General features: G+C 55.8%; 34 protein-coding genes. 33 read left to right on the forward strand and 1 reads right to left on the reverse strand.

Annotation, left to right across the window (positions count from 1 at the left end; all coding sequences use genetic code 11):
• Positions 1-7 precede the first annotated feature (7 nt).
• The 31 genes from tuf (at position 8) to bfr (ending at position 17368) form a co-directional block, all read left to right on the forward strand.
• Complete coding sequence (gene tuf / locus GIV35_RS10180; protein ID WP_005791980.1) at positions 8-1201, forward strand: elongation factor Tu; 1194 nt, start codon at positions 8-10, stop codon at positions 1199-1201.
• A 158-nt stretch (positions 1202-1359) separates the two neighbouring features.
• Positions 1360-1671 carry a 30S ribosomal protein S10 gene (rpsJ, locus tag GIV35_RS10185; RefSeq protein WP_003186070.1) on the forward strand — a complete coding sequence of 104 codons (312 nt, stop codon included), beginning with the start codon at positions 1360-1362 and terminating at the stop codon, positions 1669-1671.
• Positions 1672-1752: 81 nt separating this feature from the next.
• Positions 1753-2388 carry a 50S ribosomal protein L3 gene (rplC, locus tag GIV35_RS10190; RefSeq protein ID WP_003194649.1) on the forward strand — a complete coding sequence of 212 codons (636 nt, stop codon included), beginning with the start codon at positions 1753-1755 and terminating at the stop codon, positions 2386-2388.
• Positions 2389-2400: 12 nt separating this feature from the next.
• Positions 2401-3003: a 50S ribosomal protein L4 gene (gene rplD, locus GIV35_RS10195; RefSeq protein ID WP_003176424.1), complete on the forward strand. Its 603-nt coding sequence runs from the start codon at positions 2401-2403 to the stop codon at positions 3001-3003.
• Complete coding sequence (gene rplW / locus GIV35_RS10200; protein WP_002555488.1) at positions 3000-3299, forward strand: 50S ribosomal protein L23; 300 nt, start codon at positions 3000-3002, stop codon at positions 3297-3299. The genes rplD and rplW overlap by 4 nt, the downstream gene beginning before the upstream one ends.
• Before the next feature lie 14 nt (positions 3300-3313).
• On the forward strand, positions 3314-4138 hold the full coding sequence (gene rplB / locus GIV35_RS10205; protein ID WP_003186055.1) for a 50S ribosomal protein L2: 825 nt from the start codon (positions 3314-3316) through the stop codon (positions 4136-4138).
• A gap of 16 nt (positions 4139-4154) precedes the next feature.
• Positions 4155-4430 carry a 30S ribosomal protein S19 gene (gene rpsS, locus GIV35_RS10210; protein ID WP_002555486.1) on the forward strand — a complete coding sequence of 92 codons (276 nt, stop codon included), beginning with the start codon at positions 4155-4157 and terminating at the stop codon, positions 4428-4430.
• Positions 4431-4441: 11 nt separating this feature from the next.
• The gene (rplV, locus tag GIV35_RS10215; protein WP_003103908.1) at positions 4442-4774 is read left to right on the forward strand and encodes a 50S ribosomal protein L22; all 333 of its coding nucleotides are present in this window, start codon (positions 4442-4444) and stop codon (positions 4772-4774) included.
• 13 nt (positions 4775-4787) lie between these two features.
• Entirely contained in the window at positions 4788-5474 is a 687-nt protein-coding gene (rpsC, locus tag GIV35_RS10220; RefSeq protein WP_003176422.1) for a 30S ribosomal protein S3, read from the forward strand.
• Positions 5475-5486: 12 nt separating this feature from the next.
• Entirely contained in the window at positions 5487-5900 is a 414-nt protein-coding gene (gene rplP / locus GIV35_RS10225) for a 50S ribosomal protein L16 (protein ID WP_003176421.1), read from the forward strand.
• Positions 5900-6091, forward strand: a complete 192-nt coding sequence (rpmC, locus tag GIV35_RS10230; RefSeq protein WP_002555481.1) for a 50S ribosomal protein L29 — start codon at positions 5900-5902, stop codon at positions 6089-6091. Before rplP ends, rpmC begins: the two co-directional genes overlap by 1 nt.
• 2 nt (positions 6092-6093) lie before the next feature.
• Positions 6094-6360 (forward strand): 30S ribosomal protein S17, encoded by a 267-nt coding sequence (gene rpsQ / locus GIV35_RS10235; protein ID WP_003194644.1) that lies wholly within the window; start codon positions 6094-6096, stop codon positions 6358-6360.
• 23 nt (positions 6361-6383) lie between these two features.
• Complete coding sequence (gene rplN / locus GIV35_RS10240; RefSeq protein WP_002555479.1) at positions 6384-6752, forward strand: 50S ribosomal protein L14; 369 nt, start codon at positions 6384-6386, stop codon at positions 6750-6752.
• Positions 6753-6763: 11 nt separating this feature from the next.
• Positions 6764-7078, forward strand: coding sequence for a 50S ribosomal protein L24 (gene rplX / locus GIV35_RS10245; RefSeq protein ID WP_003176416.1), 315 nt, complete (start codon positions 6764-6766; stop codon positions 7076-7078).
• 22 nt (positions 7079-7100) lie between these two features.
• Entirely contained in the window at positions 7101-7640 is a 540-nt protein-coding gene (gene rplE, locus GIV35_RS10250; RefSeq protein WP_003194642.1) for a 50S ribosomal protein L5, read from the forward strand.
• 13 nt (positions 7641-7653) lie between these two features.
• Entirely contained in the window at positions 7654-7959 is a 306-nt protein-coding gene (rpsN, locus tag GIV35_RS10255; RefSeq protein WP_003176414.1) for a 30S ribosomal protein S14, read from the forward strand.
• Positions 7960-8167: 208 nt separating this feature from the next.
• The gene (gene rpsH, locus GIV35_RS10260) at positions 8168-8560 is read left to right on the forward strand and encodes a 30S ribosomal protein S8 (RefSeq protein ID WP_003176413.1); all 393 of its coding nucleotides are present in this window, start codon (positions 8168-8170) and stop codon (positions 8558-8560) included.
• A gap of 12 nt (positions 8561-8572) precedes the next feature.
• A complete protein-coding gene (gene rplF, locus GIV35_RS10265) occupies positions 8573-9106 on the forward strand; it encodes a 50S ribosomal protein L6 (protein WP_003194640.1) in 534 nt (177 codons plus the stop codon).
• 10 nt (positions 9107-9116) lie between these two features.
• Positions 9117-9467 (forward strand): 50S ribosomal protein L18, encoded by a 351-nt coding sequence (gene rplR, locus GIV35_RS10270; RefSeq protein ID WP_003186037.1) that lies wholly within the window; start codon positions 9117-9119, stop codon positions 9465-9467.
• Between the two features lie 3 nt (positions 9468-9470).
• On the forward strand, positions 9471-9971 hold the full coding sequence (gene rpsE, locus GIV35_RS10275) for a 30S ribosomal protein S5 (protein ID WP_003176409.1): 501 nt from the start codon (positions 9471-9473) through the stop codon (positions 9969-9971).
• A 2-nt stretch (positions 9972-9973) separates the two neighbouring features.
• The gene (gene rpmD / locus GIV35_RS10280) at positions 9974-10150 is read left to right on the forward strand and encodes a 50S ribosomal protein L30 (protein ID WP_003176408.1); all 177 of its coding nucleotides are present in this window, start codon (positions 9974-9976) and stop codon (positions 10148-10150) included.
• 3 nt (positions 10151-10153) lie between these two features.
• Positions 10154-10591: a 50S ribosomal protein L15 gene (gene rplO / locus GIV35_RS10285; protein WP_003176407.1), complete on the forward strand. Its 438-nt coding sequence runs from the start codon at positions 10154-10156 to the stop codon at positions 10589-10591.
• Positions 10592-11920: a preprotein translocase subunit SecY gene (secY, locus tag GIV35_RS10290; protein WP_003194637.1), complete on the forward strand. Its 1329-nt coding sequence runs from the start codon at positions 10592-10594 to the stop codon at positions 11918-11920.
• Positions 11921-11948: 28 nt separating this feature from the next.
• Positions 11949-12065 (forward strand): 50S ribosomal protein L36, encoded by a 117-nt coding sequence (gene rpmJ / locus GIV35_RS10295; protein ID WP_002555468.1) that lies wholly within the window; start codon positions 11949-11951, stop codon positions 12063-12065.
• A 129-nt stretch (positions 12066-12194) separates the two neighbouring features.
• Positions 12195-12551, forward strand: coding sequence for a 30S ribosomal protein S13 (gene rpsM / locus GIV35_RS10300; RefSeq protein ID WP_003194635.1), 357 nt, complete (start codon positions 12195-12197; stop codon positions 12549-12551).
• A gap of 30 nt (positions 12552-12581) precedes the next feature.
• On the forward strand, positions 12582-12971 hold the full coding sequence (gene rpsK / locus GIV35_RS10305; protein ID WP_002555466.1) for a 30S ribosomal protein S11: 390 nt from the start codon (positions 12582-12584) through the stop codon (positions 12969-12971).
• Positions 12972-12989: 18 nt separating this feature from the next.
• Positions 12990-13610 (forward strand): 30S ribosomal protein S4, encoded by a 621-nt coding sequence (gene rpsD / locus GIV35_RS10310; protein WP_003176404.1) that lies wholly within the window; start codon positions 12990-12992, stop codon positions 13608-13610.
• Between the two features lie 22 nt (positions 13611-13632).
• Positions 13633-14634, forward strand: coding sequence for a DNA-directed RNA polymerase subunit alpha (locus tag GIV35_RS10315; RefSeq protein WP_003176403.1), 1002 nt, complete (start codon positions 13633-13635; stop codon positions 14632-14634).
• A 41-nt stretch (positions 14635-14675) separates the two neighbouring features.
• Positions 14676-15062 carry a 50S ribosomal protein L17 gene (gene rplQ, locus GIV35_RS10320; RefSeq protein WP_003176402.1) on the forward strand — a complete coding sequence of 129 codons (387 nt, stop codon included), beginning with the start codon at positions 14676-14678 and terminating at the stop codon, positions 15060-15062.
• 237 nt (positions 15063-15299) lie between these two features.
• Complete coding sequence (locus GIV35_RS10325) at positions 15300-16748, forward strand: catalase (protein WP_236264452.1); 1449 nt, start codon at positions 15300-15302, stop codon at positions 16746-16748.
• Between the two features lie 155 nt (positions 16749-16903).
• Positions 16904-17368 carry a bacterioferritin gene (gene bfr, locus GIV35_RS10330; RefSeq protein WP_003176400.1) on the forward strand — a complete coding sequence of 155 codons (465 nt, stop codon included), beginning with the start codon at positions 16904-16906 and terminating at the stop codon, positions 17366-17368.
• Between the two features lie 67 nt (positions 17369-17435).
• On the opposite strand, the gene uvrA is transcribed toward bfr, so the two are convergent.
• Entirely contained in the window at positions 17436-20270 is a 2835-nt protein-coding gene (uvrA, locus tag GIV35_RS10335; RefSeq protein ID WP_003194630.1) for an excinuclease ABC subunit UvrA, read from the reverse strand.
• A gap of 178 nt (positions 20271-20448) precedes the next feature.
• Here uvrA and GIV35_RS10340 point away from each other — a divergent pair, with 178 nt between their 5' ends.
• Both GIV35_RS10340 and GIV35_RS10345 read left to right on the forward strand, forming a co-directional pair.
• Positions 20449-21843, forward strand: coding sequence for an MFS transporter (locus tag GIV35_RS10340; RefSeq protein ID WP_236264453.1), 1395 nt, complete (start codon positions 20449-20451; stop codon positions 21841-21843).
• Between the two features lie 9 nt (positions 21844-21852).
• Positions 21853-22368: a single-stranded DNA-binding protein gene (locus GIV35_RS10345; protein WP_105228726.1), complete on the forward strand. Its 516-nt coding sequence runs from the start codon at positions 21853-21855 to the stop codon at positions 22366-22368.
• Positions 22369-22413: the final 45 nt, after the last annotated feature.

Genomic DNA, 22413 nt, shown 5'->3' on the forward strand with positions numbered 1-22413 from the left:
AATTGTCGTGGCTAAAGAAAAATTTGATCGTTCCCTACCGCACGTAAACGTTGGCACCATCGGCCACGTTGACCACGGTAAAACCACTCTGACCGCTGCTCTGACTCGCGTCTGCTCCGAAGTTTTCGGTTCGGCTCGTGTTGACTTCGACAAGATCGACAGCGCACCAGAAGAAAAAGCTCGTGGTATCACCATCAACACCGCGCACGTTGAGTACAACTCGACTATTCGTCACTACGCTCACGTTGACTGCCCAGGTCACGCTGACTACGTGAAGAACATGATCACTGGTGCTGCCCAGATGGACGGCGCTATCCTGGTTTGCTCGGCCGCTGATGGTCCGATGCCACAAACCCGTGAGCACATCCTGCTGTCCCGCCAGGTTGGCGTTCCGTACATCGTGGTTTTCCTGAACAAGGCTGACCTGGTAGACGACGCTGAGCTGCTGGAACTGGTTGAGATGGAAGTGCGCGATCTGCTGAGCACTTACGACTTCCCAGGCGACGACACTCCGATCATCATCGGTTCTGCTCGTATGGCTCTGGAAGGCAACGACGAAAACGAAATGGGCACCACTGCCGTTCGTAAACTGGTTGAAACTCTGGACAGCTACATCCCAGAACCAGTTCGTCTGACCGACAAGCCGTTCCTGATGCCAATCGAAGACGTATTCTCGATCTCCGGTCGCGGTACTGTTGTGACTGGTCGTATCGAGCGCGGTATCGTTCGCGTTCAGGATCCACTGGAAATCGTTGGTCTGCGTGACACTACTGTTACCACCTGCACCGGTGTTGAAATGTTCCGCAAACTGCTCGACGAAGGTCGTGCTGGCGAGAACTGCGGCGTTCTGCTGCGTGGTACCAAGCGTGACGACGTTGAGCGTGGCCAGGTTCTGGTTAAGCCAGGTTCGGTCAAGCCGCACACCAAGTTCACCGCAGAAGTTTACGTTCTGAGCAAAGAAGAAGGCGGCCGTCATACTCCGTTCTTCAAAGGCTACCGTCCACAGTTCTACTTCCGTACTACTGACGTGACCGGTAACTGCGAATTGCCAGAAGGCGTTGAAATGGTAATGCCAGGCGATAACATTCAAATGACTGTTACCCTGATCAAAACCATCGCAATGGAAGACGGTCTGCGCTTCGCTATCCGTGAAGGCGGCCGTACCGTTGGTGCTGGCGTTGTAGCTAAAATCATCGAGTAATCTCTCTTTTGAGTGAGCTCTGATGTTTTGAGAAGGCCCCCGCTTAGCGGGGGCCTTTTTTATTGGGTTGACACATATCTAGGGCGTCTATAGAATTGCGCCTCCTTTTAACGGGCGTATTGCGCCCGGTGGGAATAGCAGCCGGAGTCTGAAATCCAATGCAAAATCAGCAAATTCGTATCAGGTTGAAGGCTTTTGACCATCGCCTGATCGACCAATCCACCCAGGAAATCGTGGAAACCGCGAAACGTACTGGTGCTCAAGTGCGTGGTCCAATTCCACTGCCTACCCGTAAAGAGCGGTTCACCGTTCTGGTCTCCCCGCACGTCAACAAAGACGCGCGTGACCAGTACGAGATCCGTACTCATAAGCGCGTACTGGACATCGTCCAGCCAACGGATAAAACCGTTGATGCACTTATGAAGCTCGATCTGGCGGCCGGTGTGGAAGTACAGATCAGCCTCGGCTAAGACTTGGGTCTTAGTCGTGTAACGCTCTGAAATGGGCGGCCATAGCGGGTGAAAGCCCCGTACACTCATGAGGTTTACAACATGACTATTGGTGTAGTCGGTCGTAAATGCGGTATGACCCGTATTTTCACCGAAGAAGGTGTCTCCATTCCGGTCACGGTCATTGAGATCGAACCGAATCGCGTCACCCAGTTCAAAACTGAAGAAACCGATGGCTATCGTGCAGTGCAAGTCACTGTCGGCGAGCGTCGCGCTTCGCGCGTGACTGCTGCTCAAGCAGGTCACTTCGCTAAAGCAAACGTTGCAGCTGGTCGTACTGTTATGGAGTTCCGTCTTGAAGACGGCGACTACCAGGCTGGCGATCTGATCAACGCTGAAATCTTCGCCGCTGGTCAACTGGTTGATGTAACCGGTCAGTCCAAGGGTAAAGGCTTCCAGGGTACGATCAAGCGTTGGAATTTCCGTGGTCAAGACAACACTCACGGTAACTCCGTTTCCCACCGCGTCCCGGGCTCTATTGGCCAGTGCCAGACTCCTGGTCGTGTATTCAAGGGCAAAAAAATGTCCGGTCATATGGGCGCTGAGCGCGTGACCGTGCAGTCCCTCGAAGTAGTGCGCGTCGACGCTGAACGCAATCTGTTGTTGGTCAAGGGTGCTGTTCCTGGCGCTACTGGCGGCAACCTGGTTGTACGTCCAGCGGCCAAGGCTCGCGGTTAAGGGGAAGCTGACATGCAATTAAATGTAAATGACGCTCAAGCGATCGAAGTTTCCGAACTGACATTTGGCGGCGAATTCAACGAGACGCTCGTTCACCAAGCAGTCGTGGCCTACATGGCCGGCGGCCGTCAAGGTAGCAAGCAGCAAAAGACCCGTTCCGACGTACGTGGTGGCGGTAAGCGCCCTTGGCGTCAGAAAGGCACTGGCCGTGCTCGTGCCGGTACTATCCGTAGCCCAATCTGGCGTGGCGGCGGTACCACTTTCGCAGCTCGTCCACAGGATCACTCTCAGAAGCTCAACAAGAAGATGTACCGCGCAGCACTGCGCTCCATCCTTGCTGAACTCGTGCGTACTGATCGTCTGGTCGTGGTTCAGGACTTCGCTGTTGAAAGTCCAAAAACCAAAGATCTGCTGGGCAAACTGAACAACATGAGCCTGACCGACGTTTTGATCGTGTCCGAAGCTGTTGATCAGAACCTGTACCTGGCTGCTCGTAACCTGCCACACGTTGATGTACGTGACGTGCAAGGTTCCGATCCAGTTAGTCTGATCGCATACGACAAGGTGTTGATCACCGTGTCGGCCGTGAAGAAATTCGAGGAGCTGCTGGGATGAACCAGGAACGCGTATTTAAAGTTCTGCTTGGCCCGCACGTTTCCGAAAAGGCTACGGTTCTGGCTGACAAGAAAGGCCAGTTCGTTTTCAAGGTTGCAACTGACGCAACCAAGCTGGAAATCAAGAAGGCCGTCGAAAGCCTGTTCAGCGTGAAAGTAGAGCGTGTTACTACCCTGAATGTTCTGGGTAAGAGCAAGCGCACTGCTCGCGGTCTGGGCAAGCGTAATGACTGGAAGAAGGCGGTTATCTCCCTTCAGCCAGGCCAAGATCTCGATTTCAGCAGCAGTGCTGAGTAAGGAAGGGGTGCATCATGGCAATCGTTAAATGCAAACCGACTTCCCCTGGCCGCCGTTTTGTGGTCAAGGTGGTCAACCAGGAGCTGCATAAAGGCGCTCCTCACGCACCGCTGCTCGAGAAAAAATCGAAGTCTGGTGGTCGTAACAACAATGGTCGTATTACCACTCGTCACATCGGTGGTGGCCATAAGCAGCATTATCGTCTGGTCGACTTCCGTCGCAACGACAAAGATGGCATCGCTGCCACTGTCGAGCGTATCGAATACGATCCAAACCGTACTGCTCACATCGCTCTGCTGCTGTACGCAGATGGCGAGCGTCGCTACATCATCGCCCCTAAAGGCGTGAGTGCTGGCGACCAGCTGATCGCAGGTGCTCTGGCACCGATCAAGCCGGGCAACGCTCTGCAACTGCGTAACATTCCAGTTGGTAGCACCGTACACGGCATCGAATTGAAGCCAGGTAAAGGCGCACAGATCGCTCGTTCCGCTGGTGCTTCGGCTCAGTTGATCGCTCGTGAAGGTGTCTACGTGACCCTGCGTCTGCGTTCTGGTGAGATGCGTAAAGTACTGGCTGAATGCCGTGCGACCCTGGGCGAAGTCTCGAACTCCGAGCACAGCCTGCGTTCGTTGGGTAAAGCTGGTGCCAAACGCTGGCGTGGCGTTCGCCCAACCGTTCGTGGTGTTGCCATGAACCCGGTTGACCACCCACACGGTGGTGGTGAAGGTCGTACCTCTGGTGGTCGTCATCCGGTATCGCCATGGGGCTTCCCGACTAAGGGCGCGAAGACTCGTGGTAATAAGCGTACCGACAAAATGATCGTCCGTCGTCGCAAGTAAATAGAGGGATACGACAGTGCCACGTTCTCTGAAAAAAGGTCCTTTTATTGATCTTCACCTACTGAAGAAGATCGAAGTGGCGGCGGAAAAGAACGATCGCAAACCAGTTAAGACCTGGTCGCGTCGTTCGATGATCCTGCCACAAATGGTCGGTCTGACCATCGCAGTACACAACGGTCGTCAACACGTCCCAGTTCTCGTTAACGAAGACATGGTCGGCCACAAACTGGGCGAGTTTGCCGGTACCCGCACTTATCGTGGGCACGTGGCAGACAAGAAAGCCAAGCGTTAAGGGGTTAGGAAATGGAAGTAGCCGCTAAGTTGTCGGGCGCTCGAATCTCCGCCCAGAAAGCCCGCTTGGTCGCCGACCAGATCCGCGGGAAGAAGGTGGGCGAAGCGCTCAACCTGTTGGCTTTCAGCAGTAAGAAAGCCGCCGAGATCATGAAGAAAGTGCTGGAGTCGGCCGTAGCCAACGCCGAGCATAACGAAGGCGCAGACGTTGATGACCTGAAGGTCAGCACCGTTTTCGTCAACGAAGGGCGTTCGCTGAAGCGCATCATGCCACGTGCCAAAGGCCGTGCTGATCGCATCGTCAAGCGGTCTTGCCATATCACTGTCAAGGTTGCTGACAAGTAACGGAGTCGAAGAGATGGGTCAGAAAGTACATCCCATTGGCATTCGCCTGGGAATCGTCAAGGAGCACACCTCCGTCTGGTACGCAGACGGTCGGACTTATGCGGACTACTTGTTCGCTGATCTGAAGGTGCGTGAGTATCTCCAAGACAAACTAAAAAGCGCGTCCGTAAGCCGTATCGATATCCATCGTCCGGCGCAAACTGCACGTATCACCATCCACACCGCTCGTCCAGGTATCGTTATCGGGAAGAAAGGTGAAGATGTTGAGAAACTGCGTCAGGACCTGACCAAGCAAATGGGTGTGCCTGTGCACATCAATATCGAAGAGATCCGCAAGCCGGAGCTCGACGGTATGCTGGTTGCGCAGAGCGTAGCTCAGCAGCTGGAGCGTCGCGTAATGTTCCGTCGCGCTATGAAGCGCGCCGTACAGAACGCCATGCGCATTGGTGCCAAAGGCATCAAAATCCAAGTGAGCGGTCGTCTCGGCGGTGCTGAAATCGCACGTACTGAATGGTATCGCGAAGGTCGTGTGCCACTGCACACCCTGCGTGCCGACATCGACTATGCCAACTACGAAGCTCACACCACTTACGGTGTGATCGGTGTAAAGGTTTGGATCTTCAAAGGCGAAGTAATTGGTGGTCGCCAAGAAGAACTGAAACCACAAGCACCAGCGCCTCGTAAAAAAGCTGCTAAGTAAGGGGTACGCCAAATGTTGCAACCTAAGCGTACGAAGTTCCGCAAGCAGATGACAGGCCACAACCGTGGTCTGGCTCAGCGCGGTAGCAAAGTCAGCTTCGGCGAGTTCGCGCTGAAGTCTGTAGCTCGTGGTCGTCTCACCGCTCGTCAGATCGAGTCAGCGCGTCGTGCTCTGACCCGTCACGTAAAACGTGGCGGCAAGATCTGGATCCGTGTATTCCCGGACAAGCCGATCTCCAAAAAGCCTCTCGAGGTTCGGATGGGTAAAGGTAAGGGTAACGTGGAATACTGGGTAGCCCAGATTCAGCCAGGCAAAGTCCTGTATGAAATCGAGGGTGTTTCTGAAGAGCTGGCGCGTGAGGCTTTCGCCCTGGCTGCTGCAAAGCTGCCGCTCGCCACCTCCTTTGTTAAACGGACGGTGATGTGATGAAAGCGAATGAACTTCGTGAAAAATCCGCACAGCAGCTGAACGAGCAACTGCTCGGCCTGCTGCGCGACCAGTTCAATCTGCGTATGCAGAAAGCAACTGGCCAGTTGGGGCAGTCTCATCTGCTCTCGCAAGTTAAGCGTGACATCGCTCGCGTGAAGACTGTGCTCAACCAGCAGGCAGGTAAGTGATCATGGCTGAAGCCGAAAAGACTGTCCGTACGCTGACTGGCCGTGTTGTCAGCGACAAGATGGACAAAACCATCACCGTTTTGATCGAGCGTCGCGTTAAGCACCCGATCTACGGTAAATATGTTAAGCGTTCGACTAAGCTGCACGCGCACGACGAAACCAATCAGTGCCACATCGGCGACAAAGTCACTATTCGTGAAACTCGTCCGATGGCCAAGACCAAGTCTTGGGCACTGGTTGATGTTCTCGAACGCGCTGTGGAAGTCTAAGGACTAGGGGTCGGAGAAATTATATGATTCAGACTCAATCCATGCTCGATGTGGCCGATAACAGCGGCGCTCGCCGTGTTATGTGCATCAAGGTGCTGGGTGGCTCCCATCGTCGTTACGCTGGTATCGGTGACATCATCAAAGTTACCGTGAAGGAAGCAATTCCTCGCGGTAAGGTGAAAAAAGGCCAAGTGATGACTGCTGTTGTAGTCCGCACTCGTCACGGCGTACGTCGTGCTGATGGCTCCATTATCCGCTTTGATGGCAACGCTGCTGTTCTTCTGAACAACAAGCAAGAGCCGATCGGCACCCGTATCTTTGGGCCAGTGACTCGTGAACTTCGTACTGAGAAGTTCATGAAGATCGTCTCGCTCGCCCCAGAAGTGCTGTAAGGAGATCCGACATGCAAAAGATTCGTCGTGACGACGAGATCATCGTGATCGCCGGCAAAGACAAAGGTAAGCGCGGTAAGGTGCTTAAGGTTCTCGCTAATAACCGTCTGGTTATCGGTGGTCTGAACCTGGTCAAGCGTCATACCAAACCTAACCCGATGTCGGGCGTGCAGGGCGGTATCGTCGAGAAAGAAGCTCCGCTGGATGCTTCTAACGTCGCCATCTTCAACGGCGAAACCAACAAGGCTGACCGCGTTGGTTTCAAAGTAGAAGACGGTAAGAAAATTCGTGTCTTCAAGTCGACCCAAAAAGCGGTTGATGCTTGAACACTGCTAGGTAGATTAGACCATGGCACGACTACAAGAGATTTACCGGAAGGAAATCGCCCCTAAGCTTAAGGAAGAACTTAAGCTCGGGAACGTGATGGAAGTTCCGCGCGTCACCAAAATCACCCTGAACATGGGTCTGGGCGAAGCGATCGGCGACAAAAAAGTCATCGAGCACGCTGTTGCTGACCTGGAAAAGATCACCGGTCAAAAAGTCGTTGTGACTTACGCTCGGAAATCCATCGCTGGCTTTAAAGTCCGTGAAGGTTGGCCGATCGGCGTCAAAGTGACTCTGCGCCGTGAGCGTATGTACGAATTCCTGGATCGTCTGCTGTCGATCTCCCTGCCTCGGGTCCGCGACTTCCGCGGCCTGAATGCCAAGTCCTTCGATGGTCGTGGTAACTACAGCATGGGCGTGAAAGAGCAGATCATCTTCCCGGAAATCGACTACGACAAGATCGATGCTCTCCGCGGTCTGGACATCACCCTGACCACCACTGCCAAGAACGATGATGAAGGCCGCGCTCTGCTGCGTGCGTTCAAATTCCCGTTCCGCAACTGATTGGAGTAGGACCATGGCCAAGATGAGCATGAAAAACCGCGAGCTGAAGCGTCAGCTCACGGTTGCCAAGTACGCCAAGAAGCGTGCAGCACTGAAAGCAATCATCGTTGATCTGAACGCAAGTCCAGAAGCGCGTTGGGAAGCTACAGTTGCTCTGCAGAAGCAGCCACGTGACGCAAGCGCTTCGCGCATGCGTAACCGCTGCCGCCTGACCGGTCGTCCACACGGCGTTTACCGCAAGTTCGGCCTCGGCCGTAACAAACTGCGTGAAGCGGCAATGCGTGGTGACGTACCAGGTCTGGTTAAAGCCAGCTGGTAAGTACTTTCAACGTCCAGGTGGTCGGAATCGCAAGATACTGACCGCCGGTGACCTTGAATCTGGATCAAGCCCCTTTTGGGGCTTGTTTCATTTCTGGAGTATGTCTAAAATACGCGGCTCGCCTGAGCCCGTGTTTTTTGTGCTCGGAGATTCTCGGCGACATATGTAGCCGCAAGGCTAATTTTTTTGTATTAGGAGCGTCTAGCCCATGAGTATGCAGGACCCGTTAGCGGACATGCTAACTCGTATCCGTAATGCCCAGATGGCTGAAAAGTCCGTCGTAAGCATGCCATCTTCCAAGTTGAAGGTAGCTGTTGCCAAAGTCCTGAAAGACGAAGGCTACATTGCGGGTTATCAGATCAGCAGCGAAATCAAACCACTGCTGTCCATCGAGCTGAAGTACTTCGAAGGCCGTTCGGTCATCGAGGAAGTGAAGCGCGTTAGCCGTCCAGGCCTGCGTCAGTACAAGTCCGCTGAAGATCTGCCGAAAGTTCGTGGCGGTCTGGGCGTGTCTATCGTCTCCACCAACAAAGGTGTGATGACGGATCGTGCTGCGCGCGCTGCCGGTGTCGGCGGCGAAGTTCTTTGCACTGTGTTCTAAGGGGGGATAAGCATGTCTCGCGTCGCTAAGAACCCCGTTAAGCTGCCAGCCGGTGTCGAAGTCAAATTCGCAGGCCAACAGCTTTCGGTGAAGGGTGCCAAGGGTACTCTTGAACTGAACATCCATTCGTCCGTTGAGATCGTTGAAGAAGCTGGTGAGCTGCGTTTCGCTGCTCGCAATGGCGATCAACAAACTCGCGCAATGGCCGGTACCACGCGTGCGTTGGTAAACAACATGGTCCAAGGCGTAAGCCAAGGCTTCGAGCGTAAGCTCCAGCTGGTCGGTGTTGGTTACAAAGCGCAAGCAAAAGGCACGGTTTTGAACCTTGCCCTTGGCTTCTCGCACCCAGTGGATTACGAACTGCCAGCGGGCATCACTGCTGAGACTCCTAGCCAGACCGATATCCTGATCAAGGGCATCGACAAGCAGCTGGTAGGTCAAGTGGCCGCTGAGATCCGCGACTTCCGTCCACCAGAGCCGTACAAAGGCAAAGGTGTGCGCTACGCGGACGAAGTCGTCCGTCGTAAAGAAGCCAAGAAGAAGTAGGGCATAGCAAATGACCGACAAAAAAGTTACTCGACTGCGTCGCGCTCGCAAAGCACGCCTGAAAATGCACGAACTCGAAGTCGTGCGTCTCTGCGTGTTCCGCTCGTCGCAGCACATCTACGCCCAGGTCATCTCGGCCGACGGCAACAAAGTCCTGGCAAGCGCCTCGACTTTGGATAAAGAACTGCGTGATGGTGCCACTGGCAACATCGACGCGGCCACAAAGGTTGGCCAGCTGGTCGCTACGCGTGCTAAGGCCGCTGGCGTCTCGCAAGTGGCTTTCGACCGCTCTGGCTTCAAGTACCATGGCCGCGTGAAAGCGCTGGCTGATGCTGCTCGTGAAGCTGGGCTGGAGTTCTAAGTTATGTCAAATAACGACCAAAAGCGCGACGAAGGCTACATTGAGAAGCTGGTTCAAGTTAACCGCGTAGCCAAAACCGTTAAAGGCGGCCGTATCTTCACTTTCACCGCGTTGACCGTGGTGGGTGATGGTAAAGGGCGTGTTGGCTTCGGCCGTGGCAAGTCACGTGAAGTGCCTGCTGCGATCCAGAAGGCAATGGAAGCTGCTCGTCGCAACATGATCCAAGTTGATCTGAACGGCACCACTCTGCAGTACGCAATGAAGTCCGCTCACGGCGCTTCGAAGGTGTACATGCAGCCTGCTTCTGAAGGTACCGGTATCATCGCTGGCGGCGCTATGCGTGCTGTCCTCGAAGTTGCTGGCGTTCAGAACGTTCTGGCCAAGTGCTACGGCTCGACTAACCCGGTAAACGTGGTTCACGCCACTTTCAAGGGTCTGAAGGCTATGCAATCTCCTGAGTCCATCGCTGCCAAGCGTGGCCTGACTGTCAAGGAGATCTTCTGATCATGGCTACCGTTAAAGTAACGCTGATCAAAAGCATGACCGGCCGCATCCCTAACCACAAATTGTGCGTTAAAGGTTTGGGTCTGCGTCGCATCGGTCACACTGTAGAAGTCCAGGATACTCCCGAGAATCGCGGGATGATCAACAAGGCTTACTACATGCTGCGTGTAGAGGGTTAATCGATGAAACTCAATGATCTGAGTCCAGCGCCGGGTTCCCGTCGCGAAAAGCATCGTCCGGGCCGTGGTATCGGTAGTGGTTTGGGTAAGACCGGTGGCCGTGGCCACAAGGGTCAAACCTCCCGCTCCGGTGGCACCATTGCTCCAGGCTTTGAAGGCGGTCAACAGCCGCTGCATCGTCGCCTGCCTAAGTTCGGTTTCGTGTCCTTGAAAGCCATGGATCGCGCAGAAGTGCGTCTGTCCGAGCTGGCTAAAGTGGAAGGCGACATCGTTACTGTGCAGACCCTGAAAGATGCCAACGTGATCAACGTCAACGTACAGCGTGTGAAAATCATGCTGTCCGGTGAAGTGACTCGCGCTGTCACTATCGGCAAGGGAATCGGCGCCACCAAAGGTGCGCGTTCGGCTATCGAAGCAGCTGGCGGCAAGTTCGAGGAATAAATGGCTAAGCAAGGTGCTCTCTCAGCGCTCGGCAAAGGCGGTATGTCTGAACTTTGGGCTCGTCTGCGTTTTCTGTTCCTGGCGATTATCGTCTACCGAATAGGCGCACACATCCCGGTTCCAGGTATCAACCCGGACCGACTCGCAGACCTGTTTCGACAGAATGAGGGGACCATTCTTAGCTTGTTCAACATGTTTTCCGGCGGCGCGCTGGAGCGGATGAGCATCTTTGCACTGGGGATCATGCCGTATATCTCGGCATCGATCATCATGCAACTGATGACAGCCGTCAGCCCGCAGCTGGAGCAGTTGAAGAAGGAAGGTGAAGCTGGCCGTCGCAAGATTAGCCAGTACACCCGCTACGGCACTGTCGTCCTCGCCCTGGTTCAAGCTATCGGCATGTCCGTTGGCCTGGCAGGGCAGGGCGTTGCGTTCACTGGTGACTTTGGCTTCCATTTCGTCGCGGTATCCACGTTTGTGGCTGGTGCGATGTTCATGATGTGGCTGGGTGAGCAGATTACTGAGCGTGGTGTTGGCAACGGTATCTCGATGTTGATTTTCGCAGGTATCGTCGCCGGTCTTCCGAGAGCAATCGGGCAGTCTTTCGAGTCTGCGCGTCAGGGTGATATCAATATCTTCGCCTTGGTTGCCATCGGTTTGCTGGCAGTAGCGATTATCGGTTTTGTGGTGTTCATTGAGCGTGGCCAGCGTCGTATTGCTGTTCACTACGCCAAGCGTCAGCAGGGCCGTAAGGTCTTTGCTGCGCAGACCAGCCACTTGCCGCTGAAAGTGAATATGGCCGGTGTTATTCCGGCAATTTTCGCGAGCAGCATCTTGCTGTTTCCGGCTTCGTTGGGTACCTGGTTTGGTCAGTCTGAAAATATGGGCTGGCTGCAGGACCTCTCTCAGTCGATCGCTCCTGGTCAGCCGTTGAATATTCTGCTGTTTAGTGCAGGGATTATTTTCTTCTGCTTCTTCTATACGGCGTTGATGTTCAATCCGAAAGACGTAGCGGAAAACCTGAAGAAGTCCGGTGCCTTTATTCCGGGCATCCGTCCAGGTGAGCAGTCGGCACGCTACATTGATGGCGTTCTGACCCGTTTGACCCTGTTCGGTGCTCTATATATGACGGCCGTATGCTTGTTGCCCCAATTCCTGGTGGTTGCAGCAAACGTTCCGTTCTACCTTGGCGGGACCTCGTTGCTGATCGTGGTCGTGGTTGTGATGGACTTCATGTCCCAAGTACAATCGCACCTCGTTTCGCACCAGTACGAATCCCTGATGAAGAAAGCCAACCTGAAGGGCTACGGCAGCGGCATGTTGCGCTGAGTACCCCATAAGGTTCGAGGAGTTGGTGATGAAAGTTCGTGCATCGGTGAAAAAGCTGTGCCGTAACTGCAAGATTATTCGCCGCGAAGGTGTTGTTCGAGTAATTTGCAGCGCGGAACCGCGTCACAAACAGCGCCAAGGCTGAGTGTGATCCGCTTGAAGCCCGGCAGCTAGTGCGCTGCCGGGTTGATTATTTGTTATTACAGCGATATTATCTCGCGCCCTATTTCTTGGCTTCCGGGGCGTAGGTAGCTGTCAATTGGAGTCCCACTGAATGGCCCGTATTGCAGGCGTTAACATTCCAGATAACAAGCACACTGTTATCTCGCTGACCTACATCTATGGTGTTGGTCGCACTACTGCGCAGAAAATTTGCGCGGTTGCTGGGGTAAACCCAGCCGCTAAGATCAAGGATCTGAGCGACGAGCAGATTGAACAGCTGCGTGGCGAAGTGGCGAAGTTCACCACTGAAGGTGACCTGCGTCGCGAAATCAACATGAAAATCAAGCGTTTGATGGACCTCGGTTGCTATCGCGGTCTGCGTCATCGTCGTGGTCTTCCAGTACGCGGTCAGCGTACCAAGACTAACGCGCGTACCCGTAAAGGTCCGCGTAAGCCGATCCGCAAGTAATCGCCCCAGCGAATCGACAGGAAAATTATCATGGCAAAACCTGCTGCTCGTCCTCGTAAAAAAGTTAAAAAGACAGTGGTTGATGGCATCGCCCACATCCATGCATCTTTTAACAACACCATCGTGACCATCACCGACCGTCAAGGTAACGCGCTTTCTTGGGCTACCTCCGGTGGTTCGGGTTTCCGCGGTTCCCGCAAGTCCACCCCGTTTGCTGCTCAAGTAGCTGCTGAACGTGCTGGTCAAGCTGCGCTGGAATATGGCCTGAAAAACCTCGACGTTAACGTCAAAGGTCCAGGTCCAGGTCGTGAGTCTGCTGTCCGTGCTTTGAACGGCTGTGGCTATAAGATCGCCAGCATCACCGACGTGACGCCAATCCCGCACAACGGGTGCCGTCCGCCGAAGAAGCGCCGCGTGTAATCCAGGAGATTGTAAAGAATGGCTCGTTACATTGGTCCAAAATGCAAACTCGCTCGTCGCGAAGGCACCGATCTCTTCCTGAAGAGCGGCGTGCGCGCGATCGAATCGAAGTGCAACATTGAAGCAGCACCTGGTATCCACGGCCAACGCCGCGGTCGCCAGTCCGACTACGGCACCCAACTGCGTGAAAAGCAGAAGGTCCGTCGTATCTACGGCGTTCTCGAGCGTCAGTTCAGCGGCTACTACAAAGAAGCTGCTGGCAAGAAAGGTGCAACCGGTGAAAACCTGCTGCAACTGCTCGAATGCCGTCTGGACAACGTTGTATACCGTATGGGCTTTGGTTCGACTCGTGCCGAATCCCGTCAGCTGGTATCGCACAAGTCGATCAGCGTTAACGGTCAGACCGTAAACGTTCCGTCCTACCAGGTTCGTGCTGGTGACGTGGTCGCAGTTCGCGAGAAAGCAAAAAACCAACTTCGCATTGTCCAAGCTCTCGATCTGTGTGCCCAACGTGGCCGCGTAGAATGGGTAGAAGTAGACACTGAGAAGAAGTCGGGCGTTTTCAAGAACGTTCCTGCTCGCAGTGATCTGTCCGCCGACATCAACGAAAGCCTGATTGTCGAGCTCTACTCCAAGTAAGGGCTAGAAAATAGGTGCATCCATGCAGATTTCGGTAAATGAGTTCCTGACACCCCGCCACATTGATGTGCAGGTTGTCAGTCCAACCCGCGCCAAAATTACTCTCGAGCCTCTCGAGCGTGGTTTTGGCCACACCCTGGGCAACGCGCTGCGCCGCATCCTGTTGTCCTCAATGCCCGGCTGTGCAGTAGTCGAGGCCGAGATTGACGGTGTGCTCCACGAGTACAGCGCCATCGAAGGTGTACAGGAAGACGTAATTGAAATCCTGTTGAACCTTAAAGGTCTGGCTATCAAGCTGCACGGCCGTGACGAAGTTACGCTGACCTTGTCGAAGAAGGGTTCGGGGGTGGTTACCGCTGCCGATATTCAGCTGGATCATGATGTCGAGATCGTTAACCCCGATCACGTAATCGCTAACCTGGCGTCTAACGGCGCCCTGAACATGAAGCTCACTGTAGCTCGTGGTCGTGGTTATGAACCGGCCGACTCGCGTCAGAGCGATGAAGACGAAAGCCGCAGCATTGGTCGCTTGCAGCTTGACTCTTCGTTCAGCCCGGTTCGCCGTATCGCATACGTGGTGGAAAACGCCCGTGTCGAGCAGCGTACTAACCTGGACAAGCTGGTTATTGATCTGGAAACCAACGGTACCCTGGATCCTGAAGAGGCTATCCGCCGCGCTGCAACCATTCTGCAACAGCAGTTGGCTGCGTTCGTCGACCTCAAAGGTGACAGCGAACCAGTGGTAATCGAGCAGGAAGACGAGATCGATCCGATCCTGCTTCGCCCGGTTGACGATCTGGAACTGACTGTACGTTCGGCTAACTGCCTTAAGGCGGAAAACATTTACTACATCGGTGACCTGATCCAGCGCACCGAAGTAGAACTGTTGAAGACTCCGAACCTGGGCAAGAAATCCTTGACTGAAATCAAGGACGTTCTGGCCTCCCGCGGTCTGTCCCTCGGCATGCGCCTCGACAACTGGCCGCCTGCAAGTCTTAAGAAGGACGACAAGGCGACTGCCTGATCGTCGTAATCACCGAACGTGAGTTTGGTAAGGAATGAACCATGCGTCATCGTAAAAGTGGTCGTCACCTGAGCCGTACCAGCTCGCACCGCAAGGCCATGTTCCAAAACATGGCGGTGTCGCTGTTCGAGCACGAGCTGATCAAAACTACACTGCCGAAAGCTAAAGAACTGCGTCGCGTTGCTGAGCCGCTGATCACTTTGGCCAAGACAGACAGCCTGGCTAACCGCCGTCTGGCTTTCGACCGTACTCGTTCGAAAGCTATCGTTGGTAAGCTCTTCAACGACCTGGGCAAGCGTTACGCTACCCGTGAGGGCGGCTACCTGCGCATCCTCAAGTGCGGTTTCCGCGCTGGCGACAACGCGCCTATGGCGTACGTCGAGTTGGTTGATCGTGCTACTGCTGGCGAAGCTGTAAGCGCCGAGTAATACGACAAGCTGCAACGAAGAACCGGGCCTAGTGCCCGGTTTTTTGTGCGCGTAACAAAAGCGCGTTGCGTACAAGAATCTTCAGGCGACACGCTTCACTATGAGCATCGGGCATGTTGGTAGTTATTTTCTATTGAAGCCTACAATTTAATGAATTTGTAGGTGTCATGTGAATGGTCAATACTCCCTCCAAGCCGATTAGCCGGCAGTTTCAAGCCCGACCTGAGGAAGATGCGCATGAGCCAGAATAAAGTCCTTACCACCGCCAGCGGCGCGCCCGTTGCGGACAATCAGAACTCACGTTCCGCCGGCCCTCGTGGCCCCTTGCTGCTCGACGATTTTCACCTGATCGAGAAGCTCGCTCACTTCAACCGTGAAAACATCCCTGAGCGTCGCGTGCACGCCAAAGGTTCGGGTGCCTTCGGTACCTTCACGGTGACAAAAGACATTACCCAATACACCAGCGCCAAATTGTTCGAGTCTGTTGGCAAGCAGACGCCTACGTTCCTGCGTTTCTCCACGGTAGGTGGGGAGCGCGGTTCGGCCGACACTGAGCGCGATCCACGTGGCTTCGCCTTGAAGTTCTACACCGAGGAAGGCAACTGGGACATCGTCGGTAACAACACCCCTGTGTTTTTTATCCGTGATCCGCTGAAGTTCCCGGATTTTATCCACACCCAGAAGCGTTTGCCCCAAAGCAACCTGAAAAGCGCGCAGATGATGTGGGATTTCTGGTCGCACTCCCCTGAGGCATTGCACCAGGTCACCATCCTGTTTTCGGACCGCGGGATTCCAGACGGCTACCGTCACATGCACGGTTTCGGCAGCCACACTTACAGTCTGATCAATGCCCAGGGCGAGCGTCATTGGGTGAAGTGGCACTACAAGACCAAGCAAGGCATCAAGAACCTGGCTCCGGCCGAGGCTGCCCGCTTGGCGGGTACCGATCCTGACTACGCCCAGCGCGATCTGTTTGGTGCAATCGAGCGCGGTGACTTCCCCAAGTGGCGCGTGTGCATCCAGATCATGACCGAGGCGCAGGCGAATGCCCATTACGAAAACCCGTTTGATGTGACCAAGACCTGGTCGCAAAAAGAGTTTCCGTTGATTGAAGTGGGTGAGCTGGAGCTCAACCGTAATCCGCAGAACTACTTCGCGGAAGTTGAGCAGGCTGCATTTGGCCCAAGCAACATGGTCCCAGGCGTTGGCCTGTCCCCAGACCGTATGCTCCAAGGTCGGGTATTCGCCTACGCCGATGCTCACCGCTACCGTGTGGGTACCAACCACCAGCAACTGCCGGTGAACGCGCCACGTAGCCCGGTTAACAGCTACCAGCGTGACGGTTCCATGGCTTTCGGCAGCAACGGTGGGGCGGCTCCGAACTACGAGCCAAACAGCTATGCCGACGCACCGAAACAAGCCCCGCAATATGCAGAGCCAGCACTGGCCCTGAGCGGCGCTGCCGATCGTTACGATCACCGCGAAGATACGGACTACTACAGCCACGCCAGTGCGCTGTTCCGTCTGATGAATGATGAGCAGAAAGCGTTGCTCACCAATAACATCGCGGGCGCAATGGCTGGGGTTTCCAGCGATGTGGTCCAGCGTCAGCTGCAGCACTTCTATAAGGCTGACCCGGCTTATGGAGAAGCAATTGCAAAGGCACTGGGTGTATCGCTTAACTGACTCTAAACGATAAGCAGAACCGCCCTCATTTGGGCGGTTTTTGCGTTATTTCAGCTACTTTTCTCCGGAAATCTTCACTTTTCTGCCGTTTGTCCCGTGACCTTCAAGTCAGCATGGTTCAAACTACAGTCTTTCAAGCAGGGAGATGTAGGGCGATGCAAGGTCACCCCGACGTAATCGATTACCTCAACACGTTGCTGACGGGCGAACTGGCAGCTCGTGACCAATATTTCATCCATTCGCGTATGTACGAAGACTGGGGCTTTACCGAGCTCTATGAGCGTATCAACCACGAAATGGAAGAAGAGGCACAGCACGCTGACGCCCTGATGCGCCGCATTCTGATGCTCGAAGGCACGCCGCGTATGCGTCCTGATGATCTGGACGTGGGTACCACAGTGCCTGATATGCTCGCTGCCGATCTTCGCCTTGAGTACAAGGTCCGTGCCGCACTCTGCAAGGGCATTGAGCTTTGCGAACAGCACAACGACTATGTCACCCGCGAAATATTGCGGGTGCAGTTGAATGACACCGAAGAAGATCACACCTACTGGCTGGAAAAGCAGTTGGGCCTGATCAAGTTGATCGGCCTGGAGAATTACCTGCAATCGCAGTTCTGATTCCCGGTTACAAAAAAGCCCCTGTCACCGCAAAGTGGCAGGGGCTTTTTATTGGGCGATGAAAAAATCAGGCCCTGTCGCGTTCCAGCAACGGTTTCAAGTAGTAACCGGTGTGCGATTGAGGCATTTCGGAAACCTGCTCCGGAGTGCCCACTGCGATGATCTGGCCACCCTTAGAACCACCTTCTGGCCCCAGGTCTACCAGCCAGTCGGCAGTCTTGATCACATCAAGGTTGTGCTCGATCACCACCACGGTATTGCCGTGGTCCCGCAAGCGGTGCAGTACGTCCAGCAACTGCTGGATATCCGCGAAGTGCAGGCCAGTGGTCGGCTCATCGAGGATGTACAAGGTTTTGCCGGTATCACGCTTGGACAGCTCGCGAGATAGCTTGACCCGCTGCGCCTCGCCACCCGACAGCGTGGTCGCTGACTGCCCCAGCTTGATGTACGACAGGCCCACATCCATCAGCGTCTGCAGCTTGCGCGCCAGCGCCGGCACTGCGTCGAAGAACTCGCGAGCTTCCTCGATCGTCATCTCCAGGGTTTCATGGATGCTCTTGCCCTTGTACTTGATCTCCAGGGTCTCGCGGTTGTAGCGCTTGCTCTTGCACACATCGCACGGCACGTAGATGTCCGGCAGGAAGTGCATTTCCACCTTGATCAGGCCATCGCCCTGGCACGCTTCACAGCGGCCACCCTTGACGTTGAACGAGAAGCGGCCCGGCCCATAACCCCGTGAGCGCGACTCTGGCACGCCAGCGAACAACTCACGGATAGGGGTAAACAGCCCGGTGTAGGTGGCTGGGTTGGAGCGAGGCGTACGCCCAATCGGGCTCTGGTCGATGTCGACCACCTTGTCCAGATGCTCCAGGCCCTTGATGCTGTCGTGAGCCGCCGCTTCCAGGGTGGTCGCGCCATTCAGGGCGGTGGCACTCAGTGGGAACAGGGTGTTGTTGATCAGCGTCGACTTGCCCGAACCGGAAACACCGGTCACGCAGGTCAGCAGGCCCAGCGGAATCTCCAGGTCGACATTGCGCAGGTTGTTCCCGCGCGCGCCCTTTAGATGCAGCGCCATCTTCTTGTTACGCGGCGTTCGCTTGGCGGGTACTTCAATCTTCACACGGCCGGACAAGTATTTGCCGGTCAGTGAGTCAGGATGTGCCATCACCTCGGCAGGCGTGCCTTCAGCAACGATATGGCCGCCATGCACGCCCGCGCCGGGGCCGATATCGACCACGTAGTCCGCCAGGCGGATAGCGTCTTCATCATGCTCGACCACAATCACGGTATTGCCGATATCGCGAAGGTGTTTCAGCGTGCCCAGCAGGCGGTCGTTATCCCGTTGGTGCAAGCCAATCGACGGCTCGTCGAGGATATACAGCACGCCCACGAGGCCGGCGCCGATCTGGCTGGCCAGGCGAATGCGCTGTGCCTCACCGCCAGACAGGGTATCGGCACTGCGGTCCAGCGACAGATAGTCCAGGCCCACGTTGACCAGGAACTGCAATCGCTCGCGAATCTCCTTGAGGATCTTGTCGGCAATCTCTCCACGACGACCGGTCAGCTTCAGCACGCCAAAGTATTCACAGGCATCGCCGATCGGCAGGTTGGTTACTGCCGGCAGGGTCTTCTCGCCCACCCATACATGCCGGGCTTCACGGCGCAGGCGCGTGCCACGGCAATCCGGGCATGGCTGTGTGCTGAGGAACTTCGCCAGCTCCTCGCGCACGCTCGCCGATTCGGTTTCGCGGTAACGGCGTTCCAGGTTCGGCACGATGCCTTCGAACGGGTGCGAGCGCTTGACGATATCGCCGCGATCGTTCAGGTATTTGAAGTCGACATTCTGTGAACCGCTGCCATTTAGAATGACCTTCTGCTGGTCTGCTGGCAGTTGGTTGAACGGTACTTCCAGGCTGAACTTGTAGTGGGAGGCCAACGACCCAAGCATCTGGAAGTAGTAGACGTTACGCCTGTCCCATCCGCGTATCGCACCCTCGGCCAAGGTCAGCTCGCCATTGACCAGGCGCTTGATGTCGAAAAACTGCTTCACACCCAGGCCGTCGCAAGTCGGGCAGGCGCCGGCCGGGTTGTTGAAGGAAAACAGTTTGGGTTCCAGCTCGCTGATGGCATGGCCACAGATCGGGCAGGCGAAGCGTGCGGAGAAGATGATCTCTTCGCCCGGCTCGTCATCCATCGGCGCTACCAGAGCAATGCCATCGGCCAGCTTCAGCGCGGTTTCGAACGATTCCGCCAAACGCTGCTGCAAGTCGGCGCGCACCTTGAATCGGTCGACCACCACATCAATGGAGTGCTTTTTCTGCTTGTCCAGCTTCGGCGCTTCGTCCAGCTCATAGAGCTTGCCGTTGATGCGCGCACGTACAAAACCCTGGGCACGCAGCTCTTCGAAGACCGACAGGTGTTCGCCCTTGCGCTCGCGAATGACAGGCGCCAGCAGCATCAGCTTGGCGCCTTCGGGCTGGGCCAGCACCAGGTCGACCATCTGGCTGACGGTCTGGGCTTCCAGGGGGATATCGTGGTCCGGGCAGCGGGGGATACCCACGCGTGCGTAGAGCAGGCGCAGGTAGTCGTAGATCTCGGTAATGGTACCCACGGTGGAGCGCGGGTTGTGGGACGTGGATTTCTGCTCGATGGAAATAGCCGGCGACAGGCCTTCAATGGTGTCGACATCGGGCTTTTCCATCATCGACAGGAACTGCCGGGCGTAGGCCGACAGCGATTCCACATAGCGACGCTGACCTTCGGCATACAGCGTGTCGAACGCCAGGGACGATTTGCCGGAGCCGGACAAGCCGGTGATGACGATCAGTTTGTCCCGGGGCAGGGTCAGGTCGATGTTCTTCAGGTTGTGGGTTCTAGCCCCACGAATCAGGATCTTGTCCAAGATGGCCTCGCACGGCGGGCGTAAATGATGCCGGAGTATACGGCTAAAGACTGGATGAATATACACTGTCAAAACGCCGCCTGCAGCCTTACATGAAAGCTGCGCGGCAAAGCGCCGCATATACCCTCTCAATCGATGGGACTGGTAGAATCGCCGCCGGTTCACACGAGGTTTTTCCATGCACGATCCCCACAGCGAACGCATGAGTAGCGGCGAGACCCGAGCGGCAAGCGGGCTGGCCCTGGTGTTCGCCTTCCGTATGCTGGGCATGTTTATGGTGTTGCCAGTGCTGGCCACCTATGGGATGGATCTCGCAGGTGCGACCCCCGCCTTGATCGGCCTGGCGATTGGTGCCTATGGCCTGACCCAGGCGATTTTCCAGATCCCGTTCGGGATTATTTCCGACCGCATTGGCCGTCGCCCGGTGATCTATCTCGGGCTGATCGTATTCGCCCTTGGCAGTGTGCTAGCGGCCCGGTCCGATTCGATCTGGGGCGTGATCGCCGGCCGCATCCTGCAGGGCGCCGGTGCGATTTCCGCCGCCGTGATGGCGCTGCTGTCGGACCTGACCCGCGAACAACACCGCACCAAGGCCATGGCGATGATCGGCATGACCATCGGCCTGTCGTTTGCCGTGGCCATGGTGGTCGGGCCCTTGCTCACGCGCGCGTTCGGCTTGCATGGGCTGTTCCTGGCCACAGGCGGCATGGCGTTGTTTGGCATCCTGATCGTTGCCTTTATGGTGCCGCGCTCCACCGGTACCCTGCAGCATCGTGAATCGGGCGTCGCACGCAAGGCGTTGCTTCCGACGCTCAAGCACCCGGACCTGCTGCGCCTGGATTTAGGTATCTTCGTATTACACGCCATGCTGATGTGCAGCTTCGTCGCCTTACCCCTGGCCCTGGTGGAAAAAGCTGGCCTGCCCAAGGAGCAGCACTGGTGGGTCTACCTCACTGCGCTGTTGATTTCGTTCTTCGCCATGATCCCGTTCATCATCTATGGCGAGAAGAAACGCAAAATGAAACGAGTTTTACTCGGCGCCGTCGCGACATTGATGCTCACTGAACTATTCTTCTGGCAGTTCGGCGATAGCCTGCGAGCGCTGGTGATCGGTACGGTGGTGTTTTTCACCGCCTTCAACCTGCTCGAAGCGTCGTTGCCGTCACTGATCAGTAAAGTTTCACCGGCAGGCGGCAAGGGCACGGCCATGGGGGTGTATTCCACCAGCCAGTTCCTGGGTTCCGCGTTGGGCGGCATCATGGGCGGCTGGATGTTCCAGCATGGCGGTTTGTCGGTTGTGTTCCTCGGATGCGCCGGGCTGGCTGCACTTTGGCTGGTCTTTGCTGTTACCATGCGCGAACCTCCCTACGTCACCAGTCTGCGTTTGCCGCTATCGCCCGAGGCAATCCGCGAAGCCGGCCTGGTAGAGCGCCTGAAGGCTGTCGTAGGGGTAACGGATGCAGTCGTGGTCGCTGAAGAGGCGGCCATTTACATCAAATTGGACACCGAATTATTGGATCGCGCGACGCTCGAGCAACTGGTCAACCCAGTGCCGACAGCGCGCCCAGCCTAGGAGAACGTTATGGCCCGTGGGGTTAACAAAGTCATATTGGTCGGTACTTGCGGCCAGGATCCCGAAGTTCGCTACTTGCCTAACGGTAATGCTGTGACCAACCTAAGTCTGGCGACCAGCGAGCAATGGACCGATAAGCAGACCAACGAGCGCAAAGAGAAAACCGAGTGGCACCGCGTGTCGATGTTCGGCAAGGTCGCAGAGATCGCCGGTGAATACCTGCGCAAAGGTTCGCAGGTGTACATCGAAGGCAAACTGCAAACCCGCGAGTGGGAAAAAGACGGCATCAAGCGTTACACCACCGAAATCGTGGTCGACATGCAAGGCACCATGCAACTGCTGGGCGGCCGTCCACAGGGCGACCAACAGGGCCAGGGCGGCATGTCCAACTCGGCACCGCGCCCACAGCAGTCGCGTCCGCAGCCAAGCCAGCAGCCACAGCGTGAGTCGCGCCCAGCACCACAACAGGCTGCTCCGCAACCGGCTCCGGATTTCGACAGCTTTGATGACGATATCCCGTTCTAAGGTCCAAGACCGACCCTGAACAAACAAAACCCCCGATAGCGAAAG

The sequence above is a fragment of the Pseudomonas sp. PA-1-6B genome (assembly GCF_021609545.1).
GTDB lineage: Bacteria > Pseudomonadota > Gammaproteobacteria > Pseudomonadales > Pseudomonadaceae > Aquipseudomonas > Aquipseudomonas fluorescens_BV.